The 25,185-nt window shown below is 68.1% G+C and carries 24 protein-coding genes; 9 read left to right on the forward strand and 15 right to left on the reverse strand.

What is annotated here, in order from left to right; translation table 11 throughout:
- Nucleotides 1-34: 34 nt before the first annotated feature.
- Both secG and ASC59_RS03225 read left to right on the forward strand, forming a co-directional pair.
- Entirely contained in the window at nucleotides 35-286 is a 252-nt protein-coding gene (gene secG, locus ASC59_RS03220) for a preprotein translocase subunit SecG (RefSeq protein ID WP_055818292.1), read from the forward strand.
- Nucleotides 287-324: 38 nt separating this feature from the next.
- Nucleotides 325-690, forward strand: coding sequence for an RNA polymerase-binding protein RbpA (locus ASC59_RS03225; protein ID WP_055818294.1), 366 nt, complete (start codon nucleotides 325-327; stop codon nucleotides 688-690).
- Nucleotides 691-763: 73 nt separating this feature from the next.
- Here the strand turns inward: ASC59_RS03225 and pgl are convergent, their stop codons facing one another.
- From pgl to tkt, 6 genes are read right to left on the reverse strand one after another with little or no spacing between them, the layout of a single operon-like run.
- Nucleotides 764-1,531, reverse strand: a complete 768-nt coding sequence (gene pgl / locus ASC59_RS03230) for a 6-phosphogluconolactonase (protein WP_055818295.1) — start codon at nucleotides 1,529-1,531, stop codon at nucleotides 764-766.
- On the reverse strand, nucleotides 1,528-2,493 hold the full coding sequence (locus ASC59_RS03235; protein ID WP_055818297.1) for a glucose-6-phosphate dehydrogenase assembly protein OpcA: 966 nt from the start codon (nucleotides 2,491-2,493) through the stop codon (nucleotides 1,528-1,530). The genes pgl and ASC59_RS03235 overlap by 4 nt, the downstream gene beginning before the upstream one ends.
- The gene (zwf, locus tag ASC59_RS03240) at nucleotides 2,490-4,031 is read right to left on the reverse strand and encodes a glucose-6-phosphate dehydrogenase (RefSeq protein WP_055818299.1); all 1,542 of its coding nucleotides are present in this window, start codon (nucleotides 4,029-4,031) and stop codon (nucleotides 2,490-2,492) included. Before zwf ends, ASC59_RS03235 begins: the two co-directional genes overlap by 4 nt.
- Before the next feature lie 15 nt (nucleotides 4,032-4,046).
- Nucleotides 4,047-5,648: a glucose-6-phosphate isomerase gene (locus ASC59_RS03245; protein WP_055818301.1), complete on the reverse strand. Its 1,602-nt coding sequence runs from the start codon at nucleotides 5,646-5,648 to the stop codon at nucleotides 4,047-4,049.
- Nucleotides 5,645-6,757: a transaldolase gene (gene tal, locus ASC59_RS03250; RefSeq protein WP_055818303.1), complete on the reverse strand. Its 1,113-nt coding sequence runs from the start codon at nucleotides 6,755-6,757 to the stop codon at nucleotides 5,645-5,647. The genes ASC59_RS03245 and tal overlap by 4 nt, the downstream gene beginning before the upstream one ends.
- A 27-nt stretch (nucleotides 6,758-6,784) precedes the next feature.
- Nucleotides 6,785-8,878, reverse strand: coding sequence for a transketolase (tkt, locus tag ASC59_RS03255; RefSeq protein WP_055818306.1), 2,094 nt, complete (start codon nucleotides 8,876-8,878; stop codon nucleotides 6,785-6,787).
- 351 nt (nucleotides 8,879-9,229) lie between these two features.
- Between tkt and ASC59_RS03260 the strand changes: the two genes are divergently transcribed.
- Nucleotides 9,230-10,150 carry a heme o synthase gene (locus ASC59_RS03260; RefSeq protein WP_055818308.1) on the forward strand — a complete coding sequence of 307 codons (921 nt, stop codon included), beginning with the start codon at nucleotides 9,230-9,232 and terminating at the stop codon, nucleotides 10,148-10,150.
- A 72-nt stretch (nucleotides 10,151-10,222) separates the two neighbouring features.
- On the opposite strand, the gene ASC59_RS03265 is transcribed toward ASC59_RS03260, so the two are convergent.
- The 3 genes from ASC59_RS03265 to ASC59_RS03275 form a co-directional block, all read right to left on the reverse strand.
- On the reverse strand, nucleotides 10,223-10,942 hold the full coding sequence (locus ASC59_RS03265) for a hypothetical protein (RefSeq protein ID WP_055818311.1): 720 nt from the start codon (nucleotides 10,940-10,942) through the stop codon (nucleotides 10,223-10,225).
- A gap of 77 nt (nucleotides 10,943-11,019) precedes the next feature.
- Nucleotides 11,020-12,006 (reverse strand): UDP-glucose 4-epimerase GalE, encoded by a 987-nt coding sequence (gene galE, locus ASC59_RS03270; protein ID WP_055818313.1) that lies wholly within the window; start codon nucleotides 12,004-12,006, stop codon nucleotides 11,020-11,022.
- A gap of 37 nt (nucleotides 12,007-12,043) precedes the next feature.
- Entirely contained in the window at nucleotides 12,044-12,982 is a 939-nt protein-coding gene (locus ASC59_RS03275; RefSeq protein WP_055818315.1) for a COX15/CtaA family protein, read from the reverse strand.
- 268 nt (nucleotides 12,983-13,250) lie between these two features.
- Between ASC59_RS03275 and sufB the strand changes: the two genes are divergently transcribed.
- The 6 genes from sufB to ASC59_RS03305 all read left to right on the forward strand — a co-directional run bounded on the left by sufB (nucleotide 13,251) and on the right by ASC59_RS03305 (nucleotide 18,363).
- Nucleotides 13,251-14,669: a Fe-S cluster assembly protein SufB gene (gene sufB, locus ASC59_RS03280; protein WP_055818317.1), complete on the forward strand. Its 1,419-nt coding sequence runs from the start codon at nucleotides 13,251-13,253 to the stop codon at nucleotides 14,667-14,669.
- Between the two features lie 67 nt (nucleotides 14,670-14,736).
- Nucleotides 14,737-15,942, forward strand: coding sequence for a Fe-S cluster assembly protein SufD (gene sufD / locus ASC59_RS03285; RefSeq protein ID WP_055818319.1), 1,206 nt, complete (start codon nucleotides 14,737-14,739; stop codon nucleotides 15,940-15,942).
- Complete coding sequence (locus tag ASC59_RS03290; protein ID WP_055818321.1) at nucleotides 15,939-16,265, forward strand: non-heme iron oxygenase ferredoxin subunit; 327 nt, start codon at nucleotides 15,939-15,941, stop codon at nucleotides 16,263-16,265. Before sufD ends, ASC59_RS03290 begins: the two co-directional genes overlap by 4 nt.
- 60 nt (nucleotides 16,266-16,325) lie before the next feature.
- Nucleotides 16,326-17,087 (forward strand): Fe-S cluster assembly ATPase SufC, encoded by a 762-nt coding sequence (sufC, locus tag ASC59_RS03295; RefSeq protein ID WP_055818322.1) that lies wholly within the window; start codon nucleotides 16,326-16,328, stop codon nucleotides 17,085-17,087.
- 9 nt (nucleotides 17,088-17,096) lie between these two features.
- A complete protein-coding gene (locus ASC59_RS03300; protein WP_055818324.1) occupies nucleotides 17,097-17,426 on the forward strand; it encodes a metal-sulfur cluster assembly factor in 330 nt (109 codons plus the stop codon).
- Nucleotides 17,427-17,523: 97 nt separating this feature from the next.
- Nucleotides 17,524-18,363, forward strand: coding sequence for a methyltransferase domain-containing protein (locus tag ASC59_RS03305; protein WP_055818327.1), 840 nt, complete (start codon nucleotides 17,524-17,526; stop codon nucleotides 18,361-18,363).
- A 7-nt stretch (nucleotides 18,364-18,370) separates the two neighbouring features.
- On the opposite strand, the gene ASC59_RS03310 is transcribed toward ASC59_RS03305, so the two are convergent.
- The 6 genes from ASC59_RS03310 to ASC59_RS03335 form a co-directional block, all read right to left on the reverse strand.
- A complete protein-coding gene (locus ASC59_RS03310; protein WP_055818329.1) occupies nucleotides 18,371-18,637 on the reverse strand; it encodes a hypothetical protein in 267 nt (88 codons plus the stop codon).
- A gap of 2 nt (nucleotides 18,638-18,639) precedes the next feature.
- Nucleotides 18,640-19,083 (reverse strand): GNAT family N-acetyltransferase, encoded by a 444-nt coding sequence (locus tag ASC59_RS03315; RefSeq protein ID WP_200942311.1) that lies wholly within the window; start codon nucleotides 19,081-19,083, stop codon nucleotides 18,640-18,642.
- 10 nt (nucleotides 19,084-19,093) lie between these two features.
- Nucleotides 19,094-21,673 carry a valine--tRNA ligase gene (gene valS / locus ASC59_RS03320; RefSeq protein WP_055818333.1) on the reverse strand — a complete coding sequence of 860 codons (2,580 nt, stop codon included), beginning with the start codon at nucleotides 21,671-21,673 and terminating at the stop codon, nucleotides 19,094-19,096.
- An 86-nt stretch (nucleotides 21,674-21,759) separates the two neighbouring features.
- The gene (locus ASC59_RS03325) at nucleotides 21,760-23,394 is read right to left on the reverse strand and encodes an ATP-binding cassette domain-containing protein (protein WP_055818335.1); all 1,635 of its coding nucleotides are present in this window, start codon (nucleotides 23,392-23,394) and stop codon (nucleotides 21,760-21,762) included.
- Nucleotides 23,391-24,245 (reverse strand): ABC transporter permease, encoded by an 855-nt coding sequence (locus ASC59_RS03330; protein WP_055818337.1) that lies wholly within the window; start codon nucleotides 24,243-24,245, stop codon nucleotides 23,391-23,393. The genes ASC59_RS03325 and ASC59_RS03330 overlap by 4 nt, the downstream gene beginning before the upstream one ends.
- Nucleotides 24,242-25,180: an ABC transporter permease gene (locus ASC59_RS03335; RefSeq protein WP_082513361.1), complete on the reverse strand. Its 939-nt coding sequence runs from the start codon at nucleotides 25,178-25,180 to the stop codon at nucleotides 24,242-24,244. The genes ASC59_RS03330 and ASC59_RS03335 overlap by 4 nt, the downstream gene beginning before the upstream one ends.
- Nucleotides 25,181-25,185: the final 5 nt, after the last annotated feature.

A 25,185-nucleotide genomic window follows, 5' to 3' on the forward strand; every position in this document is an offset into this window, starting at 1 on the left:
GCGCTTCGTCGCGCCGATCTTCGAAAGGTTTTCCGTGGACATCCTCCAGGTCGTACTCCAGGTCATCCTGGGCCTGACGAGCCTCCTGCTCACCCTGCTCATCCTGTTGCACAAGGGACGCGGCGGCGGCCTCTCCGACATGTTCGGCGGCGGCGTGACCTCCAACCTCGGAGCATCGGGTGTCGCGGAGCGCAACCTCAACCGCATCACGGTCATCCTGGGCCTGGTCTGGATCGCGTCGATCGTCGTCCTCGGCCTCATCACCAAGTTCGAAACCGGCGCCTGAGCGCCGACCACCCCATCTCACGGATCTAAGGACACACAATGGCATCAGGTGGTAGCGCGATCCGCGGCTCCCGCGTCGGCGCGGGCCCCATGGGCGAACAGGACCGCGGGTTCCACGCCGAGCGGGTGGCCGTCTCCTACTGGGACGCCCTCGGGAACGAGACGGTGCGGCACTTCGCCGCGAACCTGCCGGCTGAGGAGATCCCCGAGACGATCGACTCCCCGTCCTCCGGCCTTCCCGCCGGCCGCGACAAGGAGAACCCTCCTCTCGTCGCCAAGATGGAGCCGTACAAGACCCACCTCGCGTACGTGAAGGAACGCCGCACCGAGGAAGAGGCCGAGCAGCTGCTCGACGAGGCGCTGCAGCAGCTGCGCGTCCGTCGCGGAACGGCCGCAGCCGAGTAATTCCAGCACAGATCACCAAGAAGGGCCGCATCCGAACGGATGCGGCCCTTCTTTGTGCGGGTGGTGCGACGACTCAGTAGCTGGGCGCGATGAGGTTCTCGGGAACCTCGGATGCCGCATCCGCGTCGACGAAGAACACCGTGCGCTTCCGACCCTTGATGCCCGCGACGGGCACCTCGTCTCGGGCGGCCCCGGCAAGAGCGAGCCCCAGGGCCGACGCCTTGTCAGCCCCCGAGAGCACCATCCAGACCCGCTCCGAGGAGTTGAGGGTCGGCCGGGTGAGGCTCAGGCGTTCCGGCGGCGGCTTGGGGGAGTTGCGCACTGAGATGACCGAGCGGTCCTCGATGCTGATGCCGGACCTGTGCGGGAACAGCGATGCGATGTGGCCGTCGGGTCCGACGCCGAGGAAGGTGATGTCGAACCGCGGTGCACCCTCGCCCTCGCCGTGGGCCTCGAGCTCGGCCGCGTACTGCAGGGCGGCATCGTCGAGGCTGATGCCCGAGTCGGTGGAGGGGAACGGGTGAACGTTCTCGGCCGGGACGCTGATGTGGTCGAGCAGGGCCTCGCGAGCCTGCTGGTCGTTTCGCTCGGCATCGCCGGCGGGAAGCCAGCGCTCGTCACCCCACCAGAAGCTCACCCGCGACCAGTCGATGGTGTCGCGCGCCGGGCTGGCGTTGATGGCGGCGAGCACGGCCGTGCCGACCCGACCGCCCGTGAGCACCACGTTCGCCGTGGCCTGGTCATCGAGGATGTCGACGGTCTTCGTGATGAAGCGCGCGGCTACGGATGCCGCGAGCGACTCCGTGTCGGCGTGCACCAGGACTCGGCGTTCATTGGTCATGCGAGAGGGCCCTCCGTGATCGCGCTCGGGGCGCCCAGGGTGGCCAGTCCACCCGTGATGACCTCACCATACAGTTCATCGGGATCGAGCCTGCGCAGCTCGTCAGCGAGGCAGTCGCGCAGGTTGCGACGCGCGAGCGCCACGTCGTGCGTCGGCTGGCCGGGCTGGGTGAGTGTCGCGATGCCGCCCTGCGTGCGCACGAGGTCGATCGACGCGTCGCCGCGGAACATCCGCACGCCGTGGATGCCCTGGGAGCTCTCGGGGCCGGTGAGCTCGTAGTCCGTTGGCACGCCCAGGGCGAGGTGCAGCCAGGCGGCCAGGAGCGTCGTCGACGGGGAGTCGGCCGAGCCGGACACCTGCACACCGGTGACGTTCTCATACGGGGGCTGGTCGAGCACTGCTGCCAGCTGCGCCCGCCACAGCGTCACCCGAGTCCAAGCGAAGTCGGTGTCGCCGGGCGTGTAGTTCTTGGCGCACGCCTCGAGCGCGAGCTGCGGATCGGCGTGGCGACGGGTCGCATCCGTGATCCTGCGCAGCGCGATCAGGCCGAGCGGCGACCGTCCGGGAATCTCGGGTGCACGGCCGGGCCACCAGACGACGACGGGGGCATCGGGCAGGAGCAGGCCCATGATGAGACTCTGCTCGTCCTTCGCGGTGTCGCCGGTCGGACGGAGGATCACGACCTCGCTGGCACCGGCGTCGCCGCCGACACGGATCTCGGCGTCGAGCCCGGGAGCTGCGTCGGGCGAAGCCTCCGGATCCGTCGAGATGACGATGACCCGCATGGGGTGCTCGCGTGACGCATCGTTGGCCGCCTCGATGGCCTCCTCGGTCATCGCCTCGTCCGAGGCGATCACGAGCGTGAGCACGCGACCGAGGGCGACGGCTCCACCCTCCTCGCGGATCTTCACGAGAGCCTTCGAGATGCCGCTCGTCGTGGTGTCGGGCAGGTCGACGATCATGGACGCCTCCAGGTGCGGCCGTCGCGGGCCAGTAGTTCATCGGCTTCGTCTGGACCCCAGCTGCCTGGGCTGTACTGCTCAGGCTGGCCCTGGCTCTCCCAGAACTTCTCGATCGGATCGAGGATCTTCCAGGACAGTTCGACCTCCTCCTGGCGCGGGAAGAGGGGCGGATCGCCGAGGAGCACGTCGAGGATGAGACGCTCGTACGCTTCGGGGCTGGCCTCGGTGAAGGCGTGCCCGTAGCCGAAGTCCATCGTGACGTCGCGCACCTGCATGCCGGCGCCGGGAACCTTCGAGCCGAAGCGGATCGTCACGCCCTCATCGGGCTGCACCCTGATGACGAGGGCGTTCTGGCCGAGCTGGGAGGTCTGGCTGTCGGCGAAGAGCTGCTGCGGTGCGCGCTTGAACACGACGGCGATCTCGGTGACCCGACGGCCGAGGCGCTTGCCTGCTCGTAGATAGAAGGGGACACCGGACCAGCGCCTGGTGCCGATCTCGAGCTTGAGTGCTGCGTAGGTCTCGGTGGTGGAATCAGGCTTCATGCCGTCCTCCTCCAGGAAGCCGAGCACCTTCTCGCCGCCCTGCCATCCTCCGGAGTACTGTCCGCGCGCGGTCGACTTGGACAGGTCCGCCGGCAGCCGGACCGCCGAGAGCACCTTCTCCTTCTCGGCACGCAGCGCCGACGCCTCGAAGGAGACGGGCTCCTCCATGGCGGTCAGTGCCAGCAGCTGCAGCAGGTGGTTCTGGATGACGTCCCTGGCAGCGCCGATGCCGTCGTAGTAGCCGGCACGGCCGCCGACGCCGATGTCCTCGGCCATCGTGATCTGCACGTGGTCTACGAAGTTGGCGTTCCAGATGGGCTCGTAGAGCTGGTTGGCGAAGCGCAGAGCGAGGATGTTCTGCACCGTCTCCTTGCCGAGGTAGTGATCGATGCGGAACACCGCGTCGGCCGGGAACACCGACGCCACCATCTCGTTGAGCTCACGTGCTGAGGCGAGGTCGTGTCCGAACGGCTTCTCGATGACGACGCGGCGCCATTCGCCATCGGCAGGCTCCGCGAGCCCGGAGCGGCGCAGCTGCTCCGTTACCTGGGGGAACGCCTTCGGCGGGATCGAGAGGTAGAACGCGTGATTGCCCATCGTTCCGCGCTCGGTGTCGAGCTCGTCGAGAGTCTCCTTGAGAGTCTCGAACGCTGCATCGTCGTCGAAGGTCCCGGAGACGAACCGGATGCCCTGGGCCAGCTGCGTCCAGACCTCCTCGCGGAACTCCGTGCGCGCGTACTTCTTCACGGACTCGTGCACGATCTCCATGAAGTCCTGGTCCTCCCAATCGCGCCGGGCGAAGCCGACGAGACCGAAGCCGGGAGGAAGCAGGCCGCGGTTGGCGAGGTCGTACACGGCCGGCATCAGCTTCTTGCGCGACAGGTCACCCGTCACACCGAAGATGATCAGGGCGCTCGGACCCGCGATACGGTTCAGGCGGTAGTCGTTGGGCGAGCGCAGGGGATTGTGCTCGGCCGACACGTCAGCGGAATTCATACTGCTCCTTCGCGACTAGCGGATCGCGTCGAACAGCGCTGCGGTGTCCGCGGCGGCGTTCGTCAGGTTCAGGCGCAGCACGGGCCGGCCGTGGTCGGCCAGCACGCTGGCGTCGCCGATGGCCTGGGCCTGGATGAGCTCGCCGAACGTGAACGGGATGCCGGGGATCTCGAGATCCACGACGGGGTTCTGCGTGATCTGCAGGAACACGCCGACGGCCGGGCCGCCCTTGTGGAACTGGCCGGTCGAGTGCAGGAAGCGCGGTCCCCATCCGAAGGTCACCGGACGGCCGGAGCGCTCAGCCAGGATCGCGCGGAGCTCGGTGAGCTGCGGCAGGGCCAGACGGTCGACATATGCCTGGATGGCGATGTAGCCGTCGTCGCCGACCTCCTCGAGCAGCACCTCGATGGCGGACACCAGGTCGCTCGATGCGCCGATGACGTCGGGCGTGCCGCGCACCTCGATGCCGCCGGTCACGAACGCGGCGGGCTCCGGAGCCGGACGCGAGTCCAGCAGCGCACGGGTGGCGATCTTGGCCGACTCGACGTCGGGCTGGTCGAACGGGTTGATCCCGAGCAGGCGGCCCGCGACGGCCGTCGCGTACTCCCAGACCAGGAACTGCGCGCCCAAGGTTCCGCTCACGCGGATCTCGTCGGCGCCGTCGACGAACACGTCGTCACCGGCGTCGTCCACCAGGCGCACCAACTGCAGGTCGGCGAGTTCGTCCTTCAGCTCGGGGGCGTCCTTCTCGAGCACGACGGGCAGGATGCCCTTCCCGAGCTTGCCCGTCGATTCGGCGATGAGCTGCTCGGCCCAGTCGCCGAAGCCGACGATGTGGGTGCCATCCGTGATGATGCCGAGCTTGTCGCGCAGGGGAGAGGTGCCGGCGATGGCTGCGCCGAGGATGAGACCCGGGTTCGACTCGTCGTCGATCGCGAGGCTCAAGGAGATGGTCTCGGCCTCGTCGAGGAGCTCGCCGATGTCGACACCGGACAGGCCGCTCGGCACCAGGCCGAACGCCGTGAGCGCCGAGTAGCGCCCGCCGACGTTCGGATCCGCGTTGAAGACGCGGTAGCCGGTCTCGCGAGCGTTCTTGTCGAGCGGGGAACCGGGGTCGGTCACCACGATGATGCGCGTGAGCGGGTCGATGCCCGCTGCCGTGAACGCCTGCTCGAAGGCGCGGCGCTGGCTGTCGGTCTCCGTCGTCGATCCCGACTTCGACGACACCACGAGGGCCGTCTCGGCCAGGCGGTCGCCCAGGGCGCTGAGCACCTGGCCGGGTTCGGTCGAATCGAGCACCGTGAGGTCGACGCGAGCCGTGTTGGTGATGACCTCGGGGGCCAAGGACGACCCGCCCATGCCGGCGAGGGCGATGTGGCGCACGCCAGCGGCGTGGAGCTCATCGCGCAGGGCGTTGATCTCCTCGACGAGCGGACGTGAGACGGCGACCGACTCGGTCCAGCCGAGGCGCTTAGCGGCCTCGGACTCCGCATCCGGTCCCCAGAGAGCGGCGTCGAAGCCGGTGATGCCGGAGGCGACGAGATCCTTCACGAGGGTGGGCACGTGCGTGCGCACGGCGTCGGCTGCGGCTCCGCTCACCGAGATGCGGAAGCTCATTTCGCTGCCTCGAGCGCGGTCTTGACGGTTTCGAGCAGCTCGCCCCACGAGACGATGAACTTTTCGACGCCCTCCTTCTCGAGCAGGGCGGTCACCTCGTCGTAGGAGACGCCGAGGGCTTCGAGCTGGTCGAGGACATCGCGTGCCGCATCGTACGAGCCGCTCACGGTGTCACCCTCGATGACGCCGTGGTCGAACGTGGCCTCCATCGTCTTCTCGGGCATCGTGTTGACGACACCCTGAGCAACGAGGTTCGTCACGTAGAGGGTGTCGGGCAGCGACGGGTCCTTGACGCCGGTCGAGGCCCAGAGCGGACGCTGCACGTTCGCGCCCGCCCGGAGGAGGGCCTGAGCGCGGTCGGTGGCGAACTCGTCCTTGAAGACCTCGTACGCCAGCTGCGCGTTCGCGACGCCGGCCTTGCTCTTCAGCGCGAGGGCCTCGTCGGTGCCGATGGCGGTGAGCCGCTTGTCGATCTCGGTGTCGACGCGCGACACGAAGAAGGAGGCGACCGACTCGATCGTCGAGAGGTCGATGCCGGCTGCCTGGGCCTTCTCGAGACCGGCGATGTAGGCGGCGATGACAGCCTGGTGACGCTCGAGGCTGAAGATCAGCGTGACGTTGACGCTGATCCCGGACCCGATGACCTCGGTGATGGCCTCGAGGCCCTCGACCGTCGCCGGGATCTTGATCATCGCGTTGGGCCGGTCGACCTTGGCCCAGAGCTGCTTCGCCTGCTCGATGGTCTTGGCGGCGTCGTGCGCGAAGCCGGGCTCGACCTCGATCGACACCCGGCCGTCGACGCCGTCGGTGGCGTCGTAGACGGGCCGGAAGATGTCCGAGGCGTTGGCCACGTCATCCGTCGTGATCTCGAAGACGGCTTCGTCGACCGTCGCGCCTCGAGCGGCCAGCTCGGCGACCTGCGCCTCGTAGGCGTGGCCGTTGGCGAGAGCGCCGGCGAAGATCGTCGGGTTGGTGGTGACGCCCACGACGTTCTTCTCGTCGATGAGCTTCTTGAGGCCGCCCGACGTGATGCGCTCACGCGAGAGGTCGTCGAGCCAGATGCTGACGCCGGCTGCTGAGAGCTCGGCGAGGGGTGTGGTTCCGGTCATGTGTTCAGATCTCCTTCATGCTGCGCATCACGCGGATGCGAGCGACTCCTTGGCTGCGGCGACGACGGCTTCAGCCGTGATGCCGAATTCGCGGAACAGCGTCTTCCAGTCGGCCGAGGCACCGAAGTGCTCGATCGAGATGCTGCGGCCGCGGTCTCCCACGTACTTGTCCCAGCTCATCGAGATTCCAGCCTCGACCGAGACACGGGCCGTGACGGATGCCGGGAGCACCGACTCGCGGTACTCGGCCGACTGCTCCTCGAACCACTCGATGCTGGGCGCCGACACGACTCGGGCGTTGATGCCGTCGGCCCTGAGCGCCTCGCGTGCCTGGACGGCGAGCTGCACCTCGGAGCCGGTGGCGATGAGGATCACGTCGGGGGTGCCGTTCGGGGCCTCGGCCAGCACGTATGCGCCCTTGGCCGTGTTCTTCGCCGAGGCGAAGACGTCTCCGGATGCCTCGCCGTCGCCGCGCTCGAACACCGCGATGTTCTGGCGGGTCAGCGCGATGCCGGCAGGGCCCTGGCGACGCTTGAGGATCTCGAGCCAGGCGTAGGACACCTCGTTGGCGTCGCCGGGGCGCACCACGTCGAGCCCCGGGATGGCGCGGAGCGTCGAGAGCTGCTCGACCGGCTGATGGGTCGGGCCGTCCTCGCCGAGGGCGACCGAGTCGTGCGTCCACACGTAGATGGCCGGAGCCTTCATGAGCGCGGCGAGGCGGACGGCCGGTCGCATGTAGTCGCTGAAGATGAGGAAGGTGCCGCCGAAGGGGCGGGTGTTCCCGTGCAGCACGATGCCGTTCAGGATGGCGCCCATGGCGTGCTCGCGGATGCCGAAGTGCAGCACGCGGCCGTACTCGTTGCCCGTCCACTCGTGGGTGGAGTGCTCGCTCGGCACGAACGACGCCGCGCTGGTGATCGTGGTGAGGTTGGACTCGGCCAGGTCGGCGGATCCGCCCCAGAGCTCGGGAACGACACCCGCGATCGCGTTGATGACCTTGCCCGATGCTGCACGGGTCGAGACCTCGACACCGGGCTCGAACACGGGCAGGACGTCCTCGACGCCGTCGGGCAGCTCGCCCGTCAGTACGCGATCGAGGAGCTTCTTGCGCTCGGGGTTCGCCTCGGCCCAGGCATCGAAGGACACCTGCCACTCCGCGTGCTCGGCTGCACCGCGCTCGAGAGCGAGACGGGTGTGCTCGATGACCTCGGGGGCGACGTCGAAGTTCTTCTCGGGGTCGAAGCCGAGGACCTCCTTGACGGCGGCCAGTTCCTCGGCGCCCAGGGCGGATCCGTGGATCTTGCCGCTGTTCTGCTTCTTCGGGCTCGGCCATCCGATGATGGTCTTCAGGATGATGAGCGACGGCTTGTCGGTCTCGGCCTTGGCGGCCTCGATCGCGCGGTGCAGCTCCGCGACGTCCTCGACGTACTCGCCGGTCTTCTTCCAGTCGACGGTCTGCACGTGCCAGTGATAGGCCTCGTAGCGGGCTGCGACGTCCTCGGTGAAGGCGATGTTGGTGTCGTCCTCGATGGAGATCTGGTTGCTGTCGTAGATCACGACGAGGCTGCCGAGCTCCTGGTGGCCGGCGAGCGATGACGCCTCGCTGGTGATGCCCTCCTGGAGGTCGCCGTCTCCGGCGATGACGAAGATGTTGTGGTCGAACGGGCTGGTTCCCGCAGCGGCATCCGGGTCGAAGAGACCGCGCTCGAAGCGCTGGGCGTAGGCGAAGCCGACGGCGGAGGAGAGTCCCTGACCGAGCGGACCCGTCGTGATCTCGACACCGTCGGTGTGGCCGTACTCGGGGTGGCCGGGGGTGAGCGAGCCCCAGGTGCGGAGCGCCTTGAGGTCGTCGAGCTCGAGGCCGTAGCCGCCGAAGTAGAGCTGCACGTACTGTGTCAGCGAGCTGTGGCCGGCCGAGAGGATGAACCGGTCGCGACCGATCCACTCGTTGTCGGACGGATCACGGCGCATGACCTTCTGGAAGAGCAGGTAGGCCGCGGGAGCGAGGCTCATGGCCGTCCCGGGGTGGCCGTTGCCCACCTTCTCGACCGCGTCCGCTGCGAGGATTCGCGCGGTGTCGACGGCCTTGTCGTCGATGGGTTCCCATTGCAGAGCTGGCACTGGTAACTGACCCTTCTCAATGCGTCAGGAGCCACCGCAGTTGCAGGGCTCCGTTGTTTTCGGAGCGCGCCGTCGTCATCCTTGGCACACAGCATGAAGCGCGAGGAGCGAGTCGTTCGAAGAGGATCGGCTCACGCCGAGCGCACAGGCTGATAGGCGAGCATTCCCAGTATAGAGACAGCCTCTTTGTCTATTACGGACGAAGGGGCAGGGCGCCGTTACAGTCCGGTTGCATGATCCCCACAGTCGCGCACCCTCGGTGTGAGCTGGGCGTGGGGCTGCCCGCTGTGCCGATGGCCTAGACTTGGAGGCAGCATTCCCGGGCCGACTATTCCCGGATTATGGGGAGTAATGAACGTCGCACTTGAGACACGATCCGCCGCGTCCTCCATCGGAGTCCGACGCAAGCTGAACGCGTACATCTCGTTGACGAAGCCGCGGGTCGTCGAGCTGCTCCTCGTCGTGACCGCACCGACGATGATCCTGGCCCAGGGCGGCATCCCGTCACTGTGGCTGGTTCTGGCGACCTTGATCGGCGGCGCCATGAGTGCCGGATCTGCCGGGGCGTTCAACTGCTACATCGACCGCGACATCGACCGCCTGATGAAGCGCACGAAGAACCGCCCCCTCGTGACGGGCGACCTGTCCGACCGCGAGGCGCTCGTCTTCGCCTGGGGCCTCGGCATCGCCTCCATCGTCTGGCTGTGGGTCTTCACCAACGGGCTCGCCGCAGCACTCTCGCTCGGCGCGATCCTGCTCTACGTGGTCTTCTACAGCCTCATCCTGAAGCGCCGTACATCGCAGAACATCGTGTGGGGCGGTGTCGCCGGCTGCATGCCCGTGCTCATCGGCTGGGCCGCGGTGACGGGGAGCCTGACGTGGACCCCGTTCATCCTGTTCGCGATCATCTTCCTCTGGACGCCGCCGCACTACTGGCCGCTGTCGATGAAGTACCGCGAGGACTACAAGGCTGCTGGAGTGCCGATGCTCGCCGTGGTGCGCGGTCGCGCCCAGGTCGGCCTGCAGGTCATCCTGTACGCGTGGGCCACTGTCGCCTGCTCCCTGCTGCTCATCCCCGTGGCCGGCATGGGGCTCGTCTACTCCGCCGTGGCGCTCGTCGTCGGAGGCTGGTTCCTGTACGAGTCGCACCGCCTCTACGACCTGGCCATCCGCCACGTCGACGTGTCGCCGATGCGGGTCTTCCACGGGTCGATCGCGTATCTGTCGCTGCTGTTCCTCGCCATCGGCATCGACCCGCTGCTGCCCTTCTGACCTGACGCGCCAGTTCGCGGGGGTGTGCGCCACATCAGGGGGCGCAGACGCCCACGAGATGGCGTGGCGAGGTCAGTCGATGACGGCAGCGGCGAGCAGGAGCGACAGCGGGTTCGCCTCGTCGACGTTGCTCACCCCGAATCGCGTGCGCGCCCATCCGGGGTCCAGCCTGTCGAAGCCGCCCCAGCCCTCGTGGTCGAACAGCAGCATCGCGACCTCGACATCCGTCGGTGCCATGATGCCTCGGCGAACGGATGCCGCAGCCTCGTCCTCCACCCCGTTGAGAGCGTCGACCAGGCCCTCGCTGATCGGTCCCCGGAAGTCATCCCCGTCTCCGAGCCCGCTGATGATGGGTTCGCTCAGCTCGAGGCCGTCCATCACGCTCCGGGCATAGGGGATGCGCACGGACAGCAGGCCATCGTCGAGGGAGCCGACCGTGACGGCGAGCGCCTCGGAGACCCGTGGGTCGCCGACCTCGAACCTCGACTCGATCGTCGCCGACGCACGCGTCTCGGGGTCGAGGCCCACCGCGATCCAGGTGTCGCTCGTGATGGCGATGGCGTCGGCGTTCAGGTGCTTTGTGATGTGGTGCAGCACACCGAGGGCACGTTCATCGGGAACGACCGCGAAGGATGCGTACGGTCGCGAGTCGAGGTACAGGTCGGCGTACAGGGGCATGAACCCGTTCTCGAACGGCGTGTCGGCGAGCCTGCGGCAGGCCGCGCGAGCCTGGTGCCTCGCCATCGCCTCGATGTCGAGCCTGTCGTCCGGGGGCATTGCGCCGGCTGCCATGACGGAATTCTACGAGCGGAGGAGCCGGGAGTCACGGCTGCCGCGCCGAGGACGCGTCCCGTCGCAGTCAGCGGTCGTCAGGCGGGCTGTGCATCCTGCGGATTCGCGGATGCGGCGGCCACGGCAGAGGCGATGATCTCGTCGAAGCCGTGCTTCGGGGCCCATCCGGTCTCGGCACGCAGCCTGGTCGCATCGGCGATCACCCGGGCGGGGTCGCCGGGGCGGGCCTCGGCGATGACCGGAGTGAAGGTTGTACCTGTCGCCGCGGCGATGGCGGCGATGACCTCGAGCACGGAGGAGCCTTCCCCACGGCCCACGTTGAACACGTCGTGTGCCCGCTCATCGCGGCCCAGGTAGTCGAGGGCGTCGATGTGGGCGGCAGCGATGTCGAGCACGTGCACGTAGTCGCGCACTCCCGATCCGTCCTCCGTGTCGAAGCCCGTGCCGAACACCGTCGGGGCATCGCCCGCCGCGATCCTGTCGAGGACGATCGTGATGAGGTTCAGCACCTGGGGATCGCCGAGGTCCCTCCATCCGGCTCCGGCGACATTGAAGTAGCGCAGGCTCACTGTGCGCATTCCGAACGCCCTCGCGGCGTCTCGGAGCAGCCATTCGCCCGCCAGCTTCGTCTGCCCGTAGGGGTTGATGGGGGAGACCGGTGCGTCCTCCGTGACGAGGTCGTCGCCTGTCATCCCGTACACGGCCGCCGACGACGAGAACACGAAGCGTTCGACTCCGCACTGCTCGGCGGCGGCGAGGACGTTGGCGAGGCCGCCGACGTTCTGCTGGAAGTACCAGACCGGAGAGCCGACCGATTCGCCGACCTGCTTCTTGGCTGCGAAGTGGATGACTGCGTCGACGGAGTGCTCGGTCATGGCGGCCGAGATCGCGTCGACGGCGTCGGATGCCGCGACGTCGAGCGCGACGAGCGGTGCGCCCGACACCCGCTCCGCCGCGCCGGTGGAGAGGTCGTCGACCACGACGACCGGAACGTGCGCCTCCTGGAGGAGTCGCACGACGTGGGCGCCGATGTACCCGGCGCCCCCGGTGACCATGACCGTCATCGGGACGGAGCCGCGTTGGGTAGCAGCGAGCCGGGCATCAGGCGCTCACGCGGGCATCGCGGTGCTCGGGCGCCGACAGCGTCGCGGCCGATGGCCGGCGCAGGGAGAGCACGACGTTGGTCATGGCCGCGGCGAGACATCCGGCCAGCACCATGTGAAGACCGACGAGGAACGGGGGAAGCCCGGTGCGCGCCTGGATGAGGCCCACCACGATCTGCACGGCTTCGACGCCGAGCAGCAGGAGAACCGGCCCGCCTCCCGGGATCTTCGCGACCAGAACGGCGATGAGCAGAACCACGGTGAGGGCGAGGGTCGCGTAGGCCGGCCAGGAGTGCACGTGCTGCAGCACCTGCGGGTCGAGGCCGTTGCGCGGGGCGTCAGCGTCTCCGGCGTGCGGCCCGGAGCCGGTGGTGATGATGCCGACCACGATCGTGACGGCCACGACGGCGCTCGCCACGTGTGCGAGGGTGGCGTACCAGCGCGGAGTCGCGAGCACCCGGGCACCGGGGGCCGAGTAGACCCTGTTCACGAGCGCCGTCGCGAGGCACACCAGCGCGATGGAGACCACGAAGTGCAGGCCGACGACGTAGGGGTTGAGGCCGGTCAGCACGCTGAGGCCGCCGATGACTCCCTGGGCCGGGATGCCGAGGCCGATGAGGAGCGAGAGGAGGAACAGGTCGCGGCGCTCCGCCCGCATCCGGATGACGAGGAGGAACATCGCGATCGCGATGAAGACGAGCACGAAGGTCATCAGGCGGTTGCCGAACTCGATGACGCCGTGGATGCCCATCTCGGGCGTGTTCACGAGTGAGTCGGCTGTGCACGCCGGCCAGGTCGGGCATCCGAGGCCGGACGCCGTCAGCCGGACCAGCCCTCCGGTGCCGATGAGCACGATCTGGGCGATCAGGGACAGCCAGGCGAAGACTCGGACGCGACGATCGATCCGGGTGGGCAGCCAGCTGATGAAACGCGACACGTCGGGGTGGTCCTGTCCTTGTACGGCAGACTCTCGGGCTGCGCCGCTGCAACGTCACCGCGGGTGCCTGTAGAATCAATTGGTTGGAGAACCGCGTGTCACCGGTGTCAATCAGTCGGTACACGCTCATTCGGTTCCTCCGACAATTCTAGGTACGCACAGAAGCTGCCCCGCACAAATCAGACCTCGTGACCGTTCGTATCCACATACGCGGAAGGGGGATGAGCCGGATTGATAGCCGGTCGTCATGGGTAGGAAAGAGGGAGACATGTCGGACGTTCTCATCGACCGCCCCGAACTGGAAGGACTCGGAACCTACGAGTTCGGCTGGTCGGATTCCGACGCTGCAGGCGCATCCGCCCGGCGTGGGATCTCGCCGGAGGTGGTTCGCGACATCTCGGCCCTGAAGCAGGAGCCGGAGTGGATGCTCCAGCGCAGGCTCAAGGCCCTGCAGCTGTTCGAGCGCAAGCCGATGCCCACCTGGGGAGCCGACCTGTCGGAGATCGACTTCGACAACATCAAGTACTTCGTGCGGTCGACCGAGAAGCAGGCCCAGACCTGGGAAGACCTTCCCGATGACATCAAGAGCACCTACGAGAAGCTCGGAATCCCCGAGGCTGAGCGCCAGCGCCTCGTCTCCGGTGTCGCAGCCCAGTACGAGTCCGAGGTCGTCTACCACCAGATCAACGAGGAGCTCGAGGCGCAGGGTGTCATCTTCATGGACACCGACACCGCGCTCAGAGAGCACCCCGAGTTCTTCGACGAGTACTTCGGCACCGTCATCCCGTCGGGCGACAACAAGTTCGCCGCCTTGAACACCGCCGTGTGGTCGGGCGGATCCTTCGTGTACGTGCCGCCGGGAGTGCACGTTGAGATCCCTCTCCAGGCCTACTTCCGCATCAACACCGAGAACATGGGCCAGTTCGAGCGCACGCTGATCATCGCCGACGAGGGCAGCTACGTGCACTACATCGAGGGCTGCACGGCTCCCATCTACAAGAGCGACTCGCTGCACTCGGCCGTGGTCGAGATCATCGTGAAGAAGAACGCCCGCGTTCGCTACACGACGATCCAGAACTGGTCGAACAACGTCTACAACCTCGTCACCAAGCGCGCCACAGCAGGCGAGGGCGCGACGATGGAGTGGATCGACGGCAACATCGGTTCCAAGGTGACGATGAAGTACCCATCCATCTACCTCATGGGCGAGCACGCCAAGGGCGAGACCCTGTCCGTGGCCTTCGCGGGCCCCGGCCAGCACCAGGACGCCGGCGCGAAGATGATCCACATGGCTCCGCACACGCAGAGCTCGATCGTCTCGAAGTCGATCGCCCGCGGCGGCGGACGCGCGGGCTACCGCGGCGAGGTCCGGGTGGACGCCAACGCGCACCACTCCGCCAACACTGTGCGCTGCGACGCTCTGCTCGTCGACACCATCTCCCGCTCCGACACCTACCCGGCCATCGACATCCGTGTCGACGACGTGCAGCTCGGCCACGAGGCCACCGTCTCGCGGGTCTCCGAGGAGCAGCTGTTCTACCTCATGAGCCGCGGCATGCCGGAAGACGAGGCCATGGCCATGATCGTGCGCGGCTTCATCGAGCCGATCGCCCGTGAACTTCCCATGGAGTACGCACTCGAACTCAACAAGCTCATCGAGATGGGCATGGAGGGGTCGGTCGGATGACCGTCCTCCTGACGTCGAGCGTCGAATCGATGCCCATCTCCTCCCGTCGAAAGGACTCCTAGTCCAGATGGCTGCCTCTGCAACCACCGTTCCCAGCGTGCCGACTTTCGAGCAGCACGGTCTCAAGAAGCACAGCGACGGCGATTGGGCCAACAAGGCTCCGGTCCAGACCCGTTCTGCGCGCCCCAAGTCCACCCGGGTCGACGACTTCGCCGCCGTCACCGGCCGTGAGGTCGAGTGGCGCTACTCGCCGGTCGCGAAGCTCACCGACCTCACCGCCGGTGACCTCGACGGCTCGCCGTACGAGTACACGTCGACCGCAATCGACGGCGTGACTGCGGCCTGGGTGTCGCGTGACGACGCCCGCATCGGCTCCGCCGGCATGCCGGAGGAGCGCGCCTCCGCGAACGCCTGGACCAGCTTCGAGCAGGCCCTGGTAATCTCGGTCACCGGTGAGGAGGCGAAGACCTTCACGCTTGACCGCGGTGCCCTCGGCTCCGGCCCGCGCGCCGCGCACACGGTGATCGAGGCCGCTCCGTTCAGCCGCGCGCTCATCGTGCTGCAGAACACCGGAGACGCGCGCCTCGCCGAGAACGTCGAGATCGTGGTCGGGGAGGGCGCCCAGCTCTCCGTCGTGACCGTGCAGGAGTGGGCGGATGACGCCATCCACCTCGCCACGCACTTCTCCCGCGTCGGCCGCGACGCCAAGCTCAAGCACATCGTCGTCTCGCTCGGCGGATCGATCGTGAGGGTCAACCCCACGACGCTCCTGGCCGAGCAGGGTGCCGACGTCGAGGCCTTCGGGCTGTACTTCTCGGATGCCGGACAGCACCTCGAGCAGCAGGTCTACGTCAACCACGACGCACCCAACACGCGCTCGCGCGTCACCTACAAGGGTGCGCTGCAGGGCCAGGGCGCGCGATCCGTCTGGATCGGCGACGTGCTCATCGGCAACAAGGCCACAGGAACCGACAGCTACGAGCAGAACCGCAACCTCGTGCTCACCGACGGCACCCGTGCCGACTCGGTGCCGAACCTCGAGATCGAGACCGGCGACATCGCCGGCGCCGGCCACGCGAGTGCGACCGGGCGTTTCGACGACGAGCAGCTGTTCTACCTCATGAGCCGCGGCATCACCGAGGATGAGGCCCGTCGCCTCGTCGTGCGTGGCTTCCTCACCGAGATCGTGCAGCAGATCGGCGACGCCGAACTCGAGACCCGTCTGCAGGAATCCCTCGAGACCGAGCTGGTCGGAACGGTGCTGGCATCGTGAGCGCACAGCGCATCTGCGCCGTCGACGAACTCGAGGCTAACCAGGCCGTGAAGGTCGACATCGACGGCGTGGCCATGGCCGTCGTGAAGGACGACTCCGGCGCCGTGTTCGCCATCGGCGACACCTGCACCCACGGCGACATCTCGCTGTCGGAGGGGTTCGTGGAGGACGACACTCTCGAGTGCTGGGCCCACGGCTCGAAGTTCTCACTCCGCACGGGCAAGCCGCTCAGCCTCCCGGCCTACGACCCGGTGCCCGTGTACCAGGTCGAGATCCGCGACGGCGACATCTACATCGACCCCACCATCACCGTCGCGGTCTGAACCGCGTCAGCACTTCTGGCGCCGCGTGCGCCGACGAAACGAAAGAGACGAAGAAGAACCATGTCAGTTCTTGAGATCAAGGACCTCCGCGTCAGCGTCGAGACCGATCAGGGCACCAAGCACATCCTCAACGGTGTCGACCTCACCATCAACGAGGGCGAGATCCACGCCGTCATGGGCCCCAACGGCTCGGGCAAGTCGACCCTCGCGTACACGATCGCCGGGCACCCCAAGTACCACGTCGAGGGCGGCTCGGTGCTGTTCGACGGCGCAGAGGTGCTCGACATGACGGTCGACGAGCGCGCTCGCGCCGGGCTGTTCCTCGCGATGCAGTACCCGGTGGAGATTCCCGGTGTGACCAACACCAACTTCCTCCGCACCGCCAAGACCGCGATCGACGGCGAGGCGCCGGCCATCCGCACCTGGGTCAAGGACGTCCGCGAGGCCATGGGCAACCTGCGCATGGACAGCTCCTTCGCGGAGCGCAACGTCAACGAGGGCTTTTCCGGTGGAGAGAAGAAGCGCAACGAGATCCTCCAGCTCGAACTCCTGAAGCCCAAGTTCGCCGTTCTCGACGAGACCGACTCCGGCCTCGACGTCGACGCACTGAAGATCGTCTCGGAGGGCGTCAACCGGGCCAAGGCCAACACCGGTCTCGGCATCCTGCTGATCACGCACTACACCCGGATCCTCCGCTACATCGAGCCCGACTTCGTGCACGTGTTCGTCAACGGCCGCGTCGCAGAACAGGGTGGCCGAGAGCTCGCCGACCGTCTCGAGGACGAGGGCTATGACCGCTTCCTCACCGGCGTGACGGCGTAGGCTGATCCCATGGTCACGACACTCGAACCGGCACTCTTCGACCAGGTCGAAGAGGCGCTGAAGGAGGTCATGGATCCCGAGCTCGGCATCAACGTCGTCGACCTCGGCCTGATCTACGACCTCGGCTGGGACGACGAGAACAACGCCCTGGTCATCCACATGACACTGACGAGCGCCGGATGCCCCCTCACCGACGTGCTCGAGGAGCAGACCGCGCAGTCACTCGACGGCATCGTCGAGGCCTTCCGCATCAACTGGGTCTGGATGCCGCCGTGGGGTCCGGAGCGGATCACCGACGACGGACGCGACATGATGCGCGCCCTGGGCTTCGCGATCTAGAGTCCGCGTTCACGCGCAACGGCCCGTCCTCCTCCAGGAGGGCGGGCCGTTGCGCGTACTGTGCGCCCGGCGCCCGAGCGCTCGGTAGGCTCGGCGTATGAGCACGGATCCGCAGGAGAAGGAGATCGCCCCGCGCGATCAGTACACCCACGGCCACCACGAGAGCGTGCTGCGCTCGCACACGTGGCGCACGGTCGAGAACTCGGCCGCCTACCTGGCGCCCCATCTCGTTCCGGGCCTCGCCGTGCTCGACCTCGGCTGCGGCCCCGGCACGATCACCGTCGACATCGCCCGTCGCGTCAGCCCGGGCCGGGTGATCGGCGTCGACGTGGCCCCCGACATCGTCGCGCAGGCGCGCGGTCTCGGCATCGACAACGGACTGGACAACGCCGACTTCCTCGTCGCCGACGCCTATGCGCTGCCCTTCGACGACGACTCCTTCGATGTCGTGCACGCCCACCAGACCCTCCAGCACCTGGTGCGGCCCGTCGACGCGCTGCGCGAGGCACTCCGCGTGCTGAAGCCCGGGGGACTGCTCGCCGTCCGTGACGTGGACTACGGCGGTGTCACCTGGTATCCCGCCCTGCCCGGTCTCTCGGAGTGGTTGAGCGTGTACCACGACGTGGCCCGCTACAACGGGGGAGAGCCCGACGCCGCTCGCATGCTCAAGGCGTGGGTGCGCGCCGCCGGATTCACGGACCTCGCGTGCACGGCATCGGTGTGGTGCTTCGCCTCGGATGCCGAACGCGAGTGGTGGGGTGAATCGTGGGCCGTGCGCGCCACCGAGTCCGCGTTCGCCGCGCACGCCATCGAGGCCGGCATGGCCGACCTCGATGAACTGCACGCCATCAGCTCAGCGTGGCGCGAGTGGAAGGTCGACCCCGATGGCTGGATGCAGATGCCGCATGGAGAGGTGCTCGCCCGCAAGCCGGAGTGAGCGGCTGCTACCAGTCGTCCTCGTCATCGACCGCCTGGGCGGGCAGCACGATCTGTGCCGAGTCGTCCTCGGCGACGTAGCGGATGATCGTGCCGTCGTCGAGTTCGATCACCGGCTTCCCCTCGAGCCAGGTGAGGGTCCAGCGCCACTCGGCTCCGGCATCCGGGGTGATCTCCTCGTCCGTCTCGACGGCGTCGAGGGCGAATCCGACGACCTCGGGCAGGTTGGCCGGGCGGTCGGTGCCGCGGAACGGCCACCGGGTGCCGAGTTGCATGCTCAGACCTCGGTCTCGTAGGTGACCCAGGACGTCCGGGTTCCCGCGTTGTCGTAGAGCCGCTGAGCCGTCTCGTTGTCTGCGGCGGTGATCCACGTCACGGCACCGGCTCTGCGCTCGCGTGCGATGCGCTTCGCCTCCTCGATGAGGGCGCCACCGACGCCGTGGGAGCGGGCGTCCTCGGCGACGAAGAGGTCGTCGAGGAACATGGCGCGATCGGCCTCGAGAGTGCGCGGATACTCGCGCACGTGGGCGAACCCGACCAGCTTCCCGTCGTCTTCGGCCACGTAGCCCGAGAGCTCGTGCGCCTTGTCAGTGAGCCACGACCAGACGATGAGGGCCTTGGTGTCCGTGACCTCGGAACCGTAGAAGGCGCTGTAGCCCTCCCACAGACCGAGCCAGTCGAAGAAGTCGCGATCCACGATGGGGCGAACCTGAACAGTCATTCGTATGCTCCTAACTTTCCGGCACTGTCTCGAGGACGATGTCGGTGACGGCGAGATCATCGGCTTCAACGAAGTCGAGCACCGCAATGCGTCCAACTGCGGCGAGGTCCGAGGCCGCCTGCCGAAGCAGTGCGACCTGTTCTCCTGTTCCCGCAATTACAGCAGAAATCACTGGTGTGCGCTGCGAAACCTTCGCATCGGTCTTGGCCCGGCGGATGGCCGTGAGTGCACGGCTGGCGAGGTCGAGCACGGCCGTCACGCCGTCCTCGGCTCCGGGGATCTCCACCTCGTTCGGCCAGGCGGCGACGTGGACCGAGCCGTCGTTCGACCAGGACCACGCCTCCTCGGTGGCGAACGGAACGAACGGGGCGAACAGCCGCAGGAACACCGAGAGCGCCGTGTGGAGGGCAGCGACGGCCGACTCCTTCTCGGCATCCGCCCCACCGTAGGCGCGTTCCTTGACCAGCTCGAGGTAGTCGTCGCAGAAGGTCCAGAAGAACGCCTCGGTCACTTCGAGCGCGCGAGCGTGGTCGTAGTTGTCGAGGGCGATCGTCGCCTGGTGCACGACCTCCGAGAGGGAGGCGAGCATGCTCAGGTCGACGGCGTTGGTGACGGACGAGCCGCCGGCGGTTCCGGCGCCGTGGATGAACTTGGCCGCGTTCAGCAGCTTGATCGCGAGCCGGCGGCCGATCTTGATCTGCGTGGGGTTCTGCGGATCGAAGGCGGCGTCGGTGCCGAGTCGCGATGATGCGGCCCAGTAGCGCACCGCGTCGGAGCCGTGGGTCTCCAGGATGTCGGCCGGGGTGACCACGTTGCCCTTGGACTTCGACATCTTCTTGCGGTCGGGGTCGACGATGAAGCCCGAGAGCGTGGTGTTGTCCCACGGGCGCTGCCCGTGCTCGAGCTCGGCCCGGAGCATCGTGGAGAACAGCCAGGTGCGGATGATGTCCTGGCCCTGCGGCCGCAGGGAGAACGGGAACACGAGGTCGAACAGCTCGGGGTCGCGCTCCCAGCCACCGGCGAGCTGAGGGGTGAGGGACGAGGTCGCCCAGGTGTCCATCACGTCGTGCTCGCCGACGAAGCCGCCGGCCTGGCCGCGCTGCGTCTCGTCGTAGCCGGGTGCTGCATCCGACGACGGGTCGACCGGAAGCAGATCCCGGGTGGCGACGATCGGCTGGTCGAAGACGGGGTTGCCGTCGGCGTCGAGCGGGTACCAGACGGGGATGGGGACGCCGAAGAAGCGCTGGCGGGAGATGAGCCAGTCGCCGGTGAGGCCGCCGACCCAGTTCTCGTAGCGCACGCGCATGAAGTCGGGGTGCCAGGCGAGCTCTCGGCCGCTCTCGAGCAGCTTGGCTCGGAGTGCCTCGTCGCGGGCGCCGTTCGAGATGTACCACTGGCGGGTCGAGACGACCTCGAGCGGCTTGTCGCCCTTCTCGAAGAACTTGACGGGGTGGGTGATCTTCTTGGGCTCTCCGATGAGCTCACCCGAGGCGCGCAGGAGGTCGACCATGGCCTGCTTGGCCGAGAACACGGTCTTCCCGGCGAGCTCCGCGTACGCGGCGAGGCCGGCCTCGCTGGTGATGGCCTCGGGGGCCTCGGCGATGATGCGACCGTCGAAGCCCATGATCGCGCGGTTCGGGAGGTCGAGTTCGCGCCACCAGACGACGTCGGTGACGTCGCCGAAGGTGCAGATCATGGCGATGCCGGACCCCTTGTCCTTCTGGGCGAGGTGGTGGGCGAGCACGGGGACCTCGACGCCGAAGACGGGGGTCGTGACGGTCGTGCCGAAGAACGGCTTGTACCGCTCGTCGTCGGGGTGGGCGACCAGGGCGACGCACGCGGGCAGCAGCTCGGGCCGGGTGGTCTCGATCTCGATCGTGCCGCCGTCCGGCTTGTGGAAGGCGACCCGGTGGTACGCGGCCGGCTGCTCGCGGTCCTCGAGCTCGGCCTGGGCGACTGCGGTGCGGAAGGTGACATCCCACAGAGTCGGCGCCATCGCCTGGTACGCCTCGCCGCGCTCGACGTTGCGGATGAAGGCGAGCTGGGAGGTGAACAGCGCCTCCTCGCCGATGGTGCGGTAGGTCTGGGTCCAGTCGACGGACAGACCGAGATCGCGCCAGAGCTTCTCGAACTGCACCTCGTCCTCGTGGGTGAGCTGCTCGCACAGCTCGATGAAGTTGCGGCGGCTCACGGGCTTCTGGTCGGCGGCCTTGGTGCTCTTGCCGTCGCCACCCTCGAAGGGCGGCGTGAAGTCGCTCTCGTAGGGGAGGGAGGGGTCGCAGCGCACGCCGTAGTAGTTCTGCACCCGGCGCTCGGTCGGCAGCCCGTTGTCGTCCCAGCCCATCGGGTAGAACACGCTGCGTCCTCGCATGCGCTGGAAGCGGGCGATGACGTCAGTGTGGGTGTAGGAGAACACGTGGCCGATGTGCAGGGAGCCCGAGGCCGTCGGCGGCGGGGTGTCGATCGAGAAGATGCTCTCGCGCGTGGCGCGGTTCCGGTCGAAGCGATGGGTACCGTCGGCTTCCCACGCTGCTCCCCACTTGGACTCGAGCCCCTCGAGGGCCGGCTTGTCGGGAATGGCAGCGGACATGATGATGCTCCGATCGGTATGGACGGCACCGTGTCAGTGGTGAAGTGCCTGATTAGTCTCGATCGAGCTTACCGGCACCTGATGCCTCAGCCCAGCGAGCGCAGGCGGGGTGCGTCGTGGATCAGCGACCGGGTGTACTCGTGCTGAGGGTCGGTGAACACGGTCTCGGTCGCGCCGTGCTCCACGATGCGGCCGGAGCGCATGACGGCGACGGAGTCGCTCATGTGCCGGACGACGCCGAGATCGTGCGAGATGAACAGCAGCGACAGTCCGCGGTCCCGCTGCAGCTCGTCGAGGAGATCGAGCACCCGGGCCTGCACCGTCGTGTCCAGGGCCGACACCGGCTCGTCGCACACGAGGATCTCCGGCGCCTCGGCGAGGGCACGCGCGATCGAGACACGTTGGCGCTGTCCGCCCGACAGGGTGAGCGGATGCCTCGGGGCGACATTTGGGGCCAGACGCACCTGATCGAGGAGGTCGATGACGCTCGAGCGCGAGGAGGCCGGACCGAGGGCATCGCGCAGGATGCGCTCCACGCTCCAGCGCGGATCGAATGACCCGAGGGCGTCCTGGTAGATCGCTCCGATCCGCGGCCGCAGCGGACGACGTTCACGCTCGGTGAGGCTGGACCAGGCCGAGCCGTCGAGGAGCACCTCGCCAGTGTCCGGTGCCGCGATGGCGAGCATCATCCGGGCCACCGTCGTCTTGCCCGATCCGGATTCACCGACCAGCCCGAGGGTGCGTCCCCGATGCAGGCCGATTGACACGTCGTCGACAGCGAGGGTGCTGCTGCCCCGGGTGGAGAACGATTTGCTCACCGAGCGGCCCTCGAGCACGAACTCCCGGTGCACCGCCGGCTCCGCCTCCGGGCGAGGGGGAACGAGGGGCCGATCGACGAGCGTGAGCGGGACACCCCGCGGCACCTCGGTCGGGACGGCGGCGACGAGGGCTCTGGTGGTCGGATGCCGGGGACTGGTGATGACCTGGGTCGTCGATCCCTCCTCGACCACCACGCCGTCGTCGAGAACGATGATCCTGTCGGCGAGGGCCGAGACGACCGCCAGATCGTGACTGATCAGCAGGATTCCCGTGCCGCGGTCGCGGGCTTCGGCGAGCAGCGCCAGCACCCGGGCCTGCACGCCGACATCGAGGGCCGTCGTCGGTTCGTCTGCGATGAGCAGCGGCGGATCGAGCGCGATCGCCGAGGCGATGAGGGCTCGCTGGCGCATTCCGCCGGACAGCTCACCGGACCGGCGGTCGATCGCGGTCGCAGGGTCGGGCATGCCGACGAGCTCCAGGAGTTCCAGCACCCGAGCACGGGCTGCCGCCGGTGGCATCCGCCGGTGCAGGCGCAGCGTGTCGCCGATCTCGCGGCCGATCGTGCGCAGAGGGTCGAGGGAGACCAGCGCATCCTGCAGGACGAGCCCGACCCCGACGCCCCGCATCCGGCGCCACTCGCGCTCACCCGCGCCGAGCATCCCCGCTCCGCCCACCTCGAGCCGGTCGGCGTGCACGCTCGCATCGGAACCGGCCAGTCCGAGCAGGGTCCTGGCCGTGACCGACTTCCCGGAGCCCGACTCGCCCACGATCGCGACGCACTGTCCGGCCTCGATGCGCAGGTCGAGGTCGTGCACGACGGGCCGGGACGCTGCGCCGGTGCCGAAGGACACCCGGAGAGAGCGGACGTCGAGCACGGGACCGGCCGGAGTGGTGCCGGTCATCGGGCGCCTCCTCTCCGGCTGGTGATGGCGCGTCCGAGCACGGTGGTGGCGATCGTGGTGAGCACGATCATGAGCCCGGGGAACACCGTCATCCACCAGGCAGTCGTGATGTACGTGCGTCCCGCCGACAGCATGGCCCCCCACTCCGCTGCCGGAGGCTGCGCACCGAGGCCGAGGTAGCTGAGGGCCGACGCCCAGACGATGGCCTGCCCGACCCCTAGCGTGGCGAGCACGGCGATGGGGGCAAGGGCGTTGGGCAGGATGTGCCGACGGATGATGCCGGCAGAGCTGTGGCCGAGCACCCTGGCGGCCTCGACGAAGCCCGACGAACGGATGCCCCGAAGCTCGCCCTGGATGATCCTGGCGTAGCCCGGTGCGGTCGACAGCCCGACGGCGATCGTGGCCGTCACGGGGCCCGGACCGTAGAGGACGATGACGAGCAGGGCGAGGAGCAGGCCGGGAAAGGCGAACAGCACCTCGTTCACGCGTCCGACCGCGAAGTCCAGTGCACGCCCGCCGAGGCCGCCGATGGCGCCGAGCACGAGCCCGAGGGAGAGCCCGATGGCCGTGGCTGTGATGCCGATGAGGAGGGACGTCGCCGTGCCCCAGATCACCCGACTGTAGATGTCGCGCCCTGATTCGTCGGTGCCGAACCAGTGTTGGGTCGATGGCGGCTGGAAGGCGTCGCGCGGGGCGATGGCGTCGGGGCCGTAGGGGGCGATCAGTCCGGGCCACACCACGGCGACGACCAGGAACGCGACGAACAGGCCGGCCAACACGGTTCCGACCCGGGGGAGCGGTCGGGTCGCCGCCTCGACGGTGACGGTGCTGCGCACCTCGAGGTCGCTCACGATCGCACCTCCCGTCGCAGCCGCGGATCCGCGATCCGGGAGAGAGCATCCGTCGCGAAGGTCATCACGACGTAGACGAGGGCGACCAGGAGCACGACGCCGAGCACCACGGGGACGTCGCGCAGTTCGACAGCGCGCAGCAGCGTGCGGCCGAGGCCGGGACGGGCGAAGATCGTCTCGACCACGACGGCCCCCGAGATGAGGTAGCCGACGGCCCACCCCGACAGGTTGATGCCCGGCAGTGCTGCATGGCGGAGCGCATGGCGCAGACGGATGCCGGTCGATGACTCGCCCCTGGCTCGCGCCGACAGGGCGAACGGCTGCTCGAGCGCGATGAGCAGATGCTCTCTCATGAGTTGGGCGAGGAAACCGGCGAGCGGAACGGCCAGTGTGACGACCGGCAGCACCAGGCCGGTCGGCGTTCCGGTCGAGACCGCCGGCAGCCACCCGAGCGCCGTGCTGAAGACGGCGATGAGCACCGTGGCGAGCCAGAACTGCGGCAGGGATGCCGCCGTGAGCTCGACTCCCTGGGCCACGGCGCGGCTGGCCCGGCCCGGCCCGGTCGACCAGAGAGCGAGGCCGATCGCGAACAGCCAGGCGACCAGGAGAGCCAGGAGCGCCAGGACCACCGTTCCCAGCAGCTGGCTTCCGATCAGCTCCGCGACCGGCATCCGGAGGGCGTAGGACTCCCCGAGATCCCCTGTGGCGAGCCGTCCGAGCATCGCGAAGTACTGCACGATGAGCGGCTGGTCGAGCCCGTAGTCCTGGCGCACCCTGTCGAGTGCCTCCTGCGACGCCTGGGAGCCCGGCCCGCCGAGAATGGCCTGGGCCGGATCTCCGGGAACGAGATGGATCGCGAAGAACGTCAGGGTCGCGACCGCCCACAGCACGAAGAGCGCGCCGGCGAGGCGCCCCAGCGTGCGGCGGACGGACATTCCCA

Source organism: Leifsonia sp. Root1293, from assembly GCF_001425325.1.
Lineage (GTDB): Bacteria > Actinomycetota > Actinomycetes > Actinomycetales > Microbacteriaceae > Orlajensenia.

Coding starts and splice junctions, on each gene's coding strand:
- ASC59_RS03225 (WP_055818294.1), top strand. CDS start 325: ATGGCATCAGGTGGTAGCGCGATCCGCGGCTCCCGCGTCGGCGCGGGC.
- pgl (WP_055818295.1), bottom strand. CDS start 1,531: ATGACCAATGAACGCCGAGTCCTGGTGCACGCCGACACGGAGTCGCTC.
- ASC59_RS03235 (WP_055818297.1), bottom strand. CDS start 2,493: ATGATCGTCGACCTGCCCGACACCACGACGAGCGGCATCTCGAAGGCT.
- zwf (WP_055818299.1), bottom strand. CDS start 4,031: ATGAATTCCGCTGACGTGTCGGCCGAGCACAATCCCCTGCGCTCGCCC.
- ASC59_RS03245 (WP_055818301.1), bottom strand. CDS start 5,648: ATGAGCTTCCGCATCTCGGTGAGCGGAGCCGCAGCCGACGCCGTGCGC.
- tal (WP_055818303.1), bottom strand. CDS start 6,757: ATGACCGGAACCACACCCCTCGCCGAGCTCTCAGCAGCCGGCGTCAGC.
- ASC59_RS03260 (WP_055818308.1), top strand. CDS start 9,230: ATGAACGTCGCACTTGAGACACGATCCGCCGCGTCCTCCATCGGAGTC.
- ASC59_RS03265 (WP_055818311.1), bottom strand. CDS start 10,942: ATGGCAGCCGGCGCAATGCCCCCGGACGACAGGCTCGACATCGAGGCG.
- galE (WP_055818313.1), bottom strand. CDS start 12,006: ATGACGGTCATGGTCACCGGGGGCGCCGGGTACATCGGCGCCCACGTC.
- sufB (WP_055818317.1), top strand. CDS start 13,251: ATGTCGGACGTTCTCATCGACCGCCCCGAACTGGAAGGACTCGGAACC.
- sufD (WP_055818319.1), top strand. CDS start 14,737: ATGGCTGCCTCTGCAACCACCGTTCCCAGCGTGCCGACTTTCGAGCAG.
- sufC (WP_055818322.1), top strand. CDS start 16,326: ATGTCAGTTCTTGAGATCAAGGACCTCCGCGTCAGCGTCGAGACCGAT.
- ASC59_RS03300 (WP_055818324.1), top strand. CDS start 17,097: ATGGTCACGACACTCGAACCGGCACTCTTCGACCAGGTCGAAGAGGCG.
- ASC59_RS03305 (WP_055818327.1), top strand. CDS start 17,524: ATGAGCACGGATCCGCAGGAGAAGGAGATCGCCCCGCGCGATCAGTAC.
- ASC59_RS03310 (WP_055818329.1), bottom strand. CDS start 18,637: ATGCAACTCGGCACCCGGTGGCCGTTCCGCGGCACCGACCGCCCGGCC.
- ASC59_RS03315 (WP_200942311.1), bottom strand. CDS start 19,083: ATGACTGTTCAGGTTCGCCCCATCGTGGATCGCGACTTCTTCGACTGG.
- valS (WP_055818333.1), bottom strand. CDS start 21,673: ATGTCCGCTGCCATTCCCGACAAGCCGGCCCTCGAGGGGCTCGAGTCC.
- ASC59_RS03325 (WP_055818335.1), bottom strand. CDS start 23,394: ATGACCGGCACCACTCCGGCCGGTCCCGTGCTCGACGTCCGCTCTCTC.
- ASC59_RS03335 (WP_082513361.1), bottom strand. CDS start 25,180: ATGTCCGTCCGCCGCACGCTGGGGCGCCTCGCCGGCGCGCTCTTCGTG.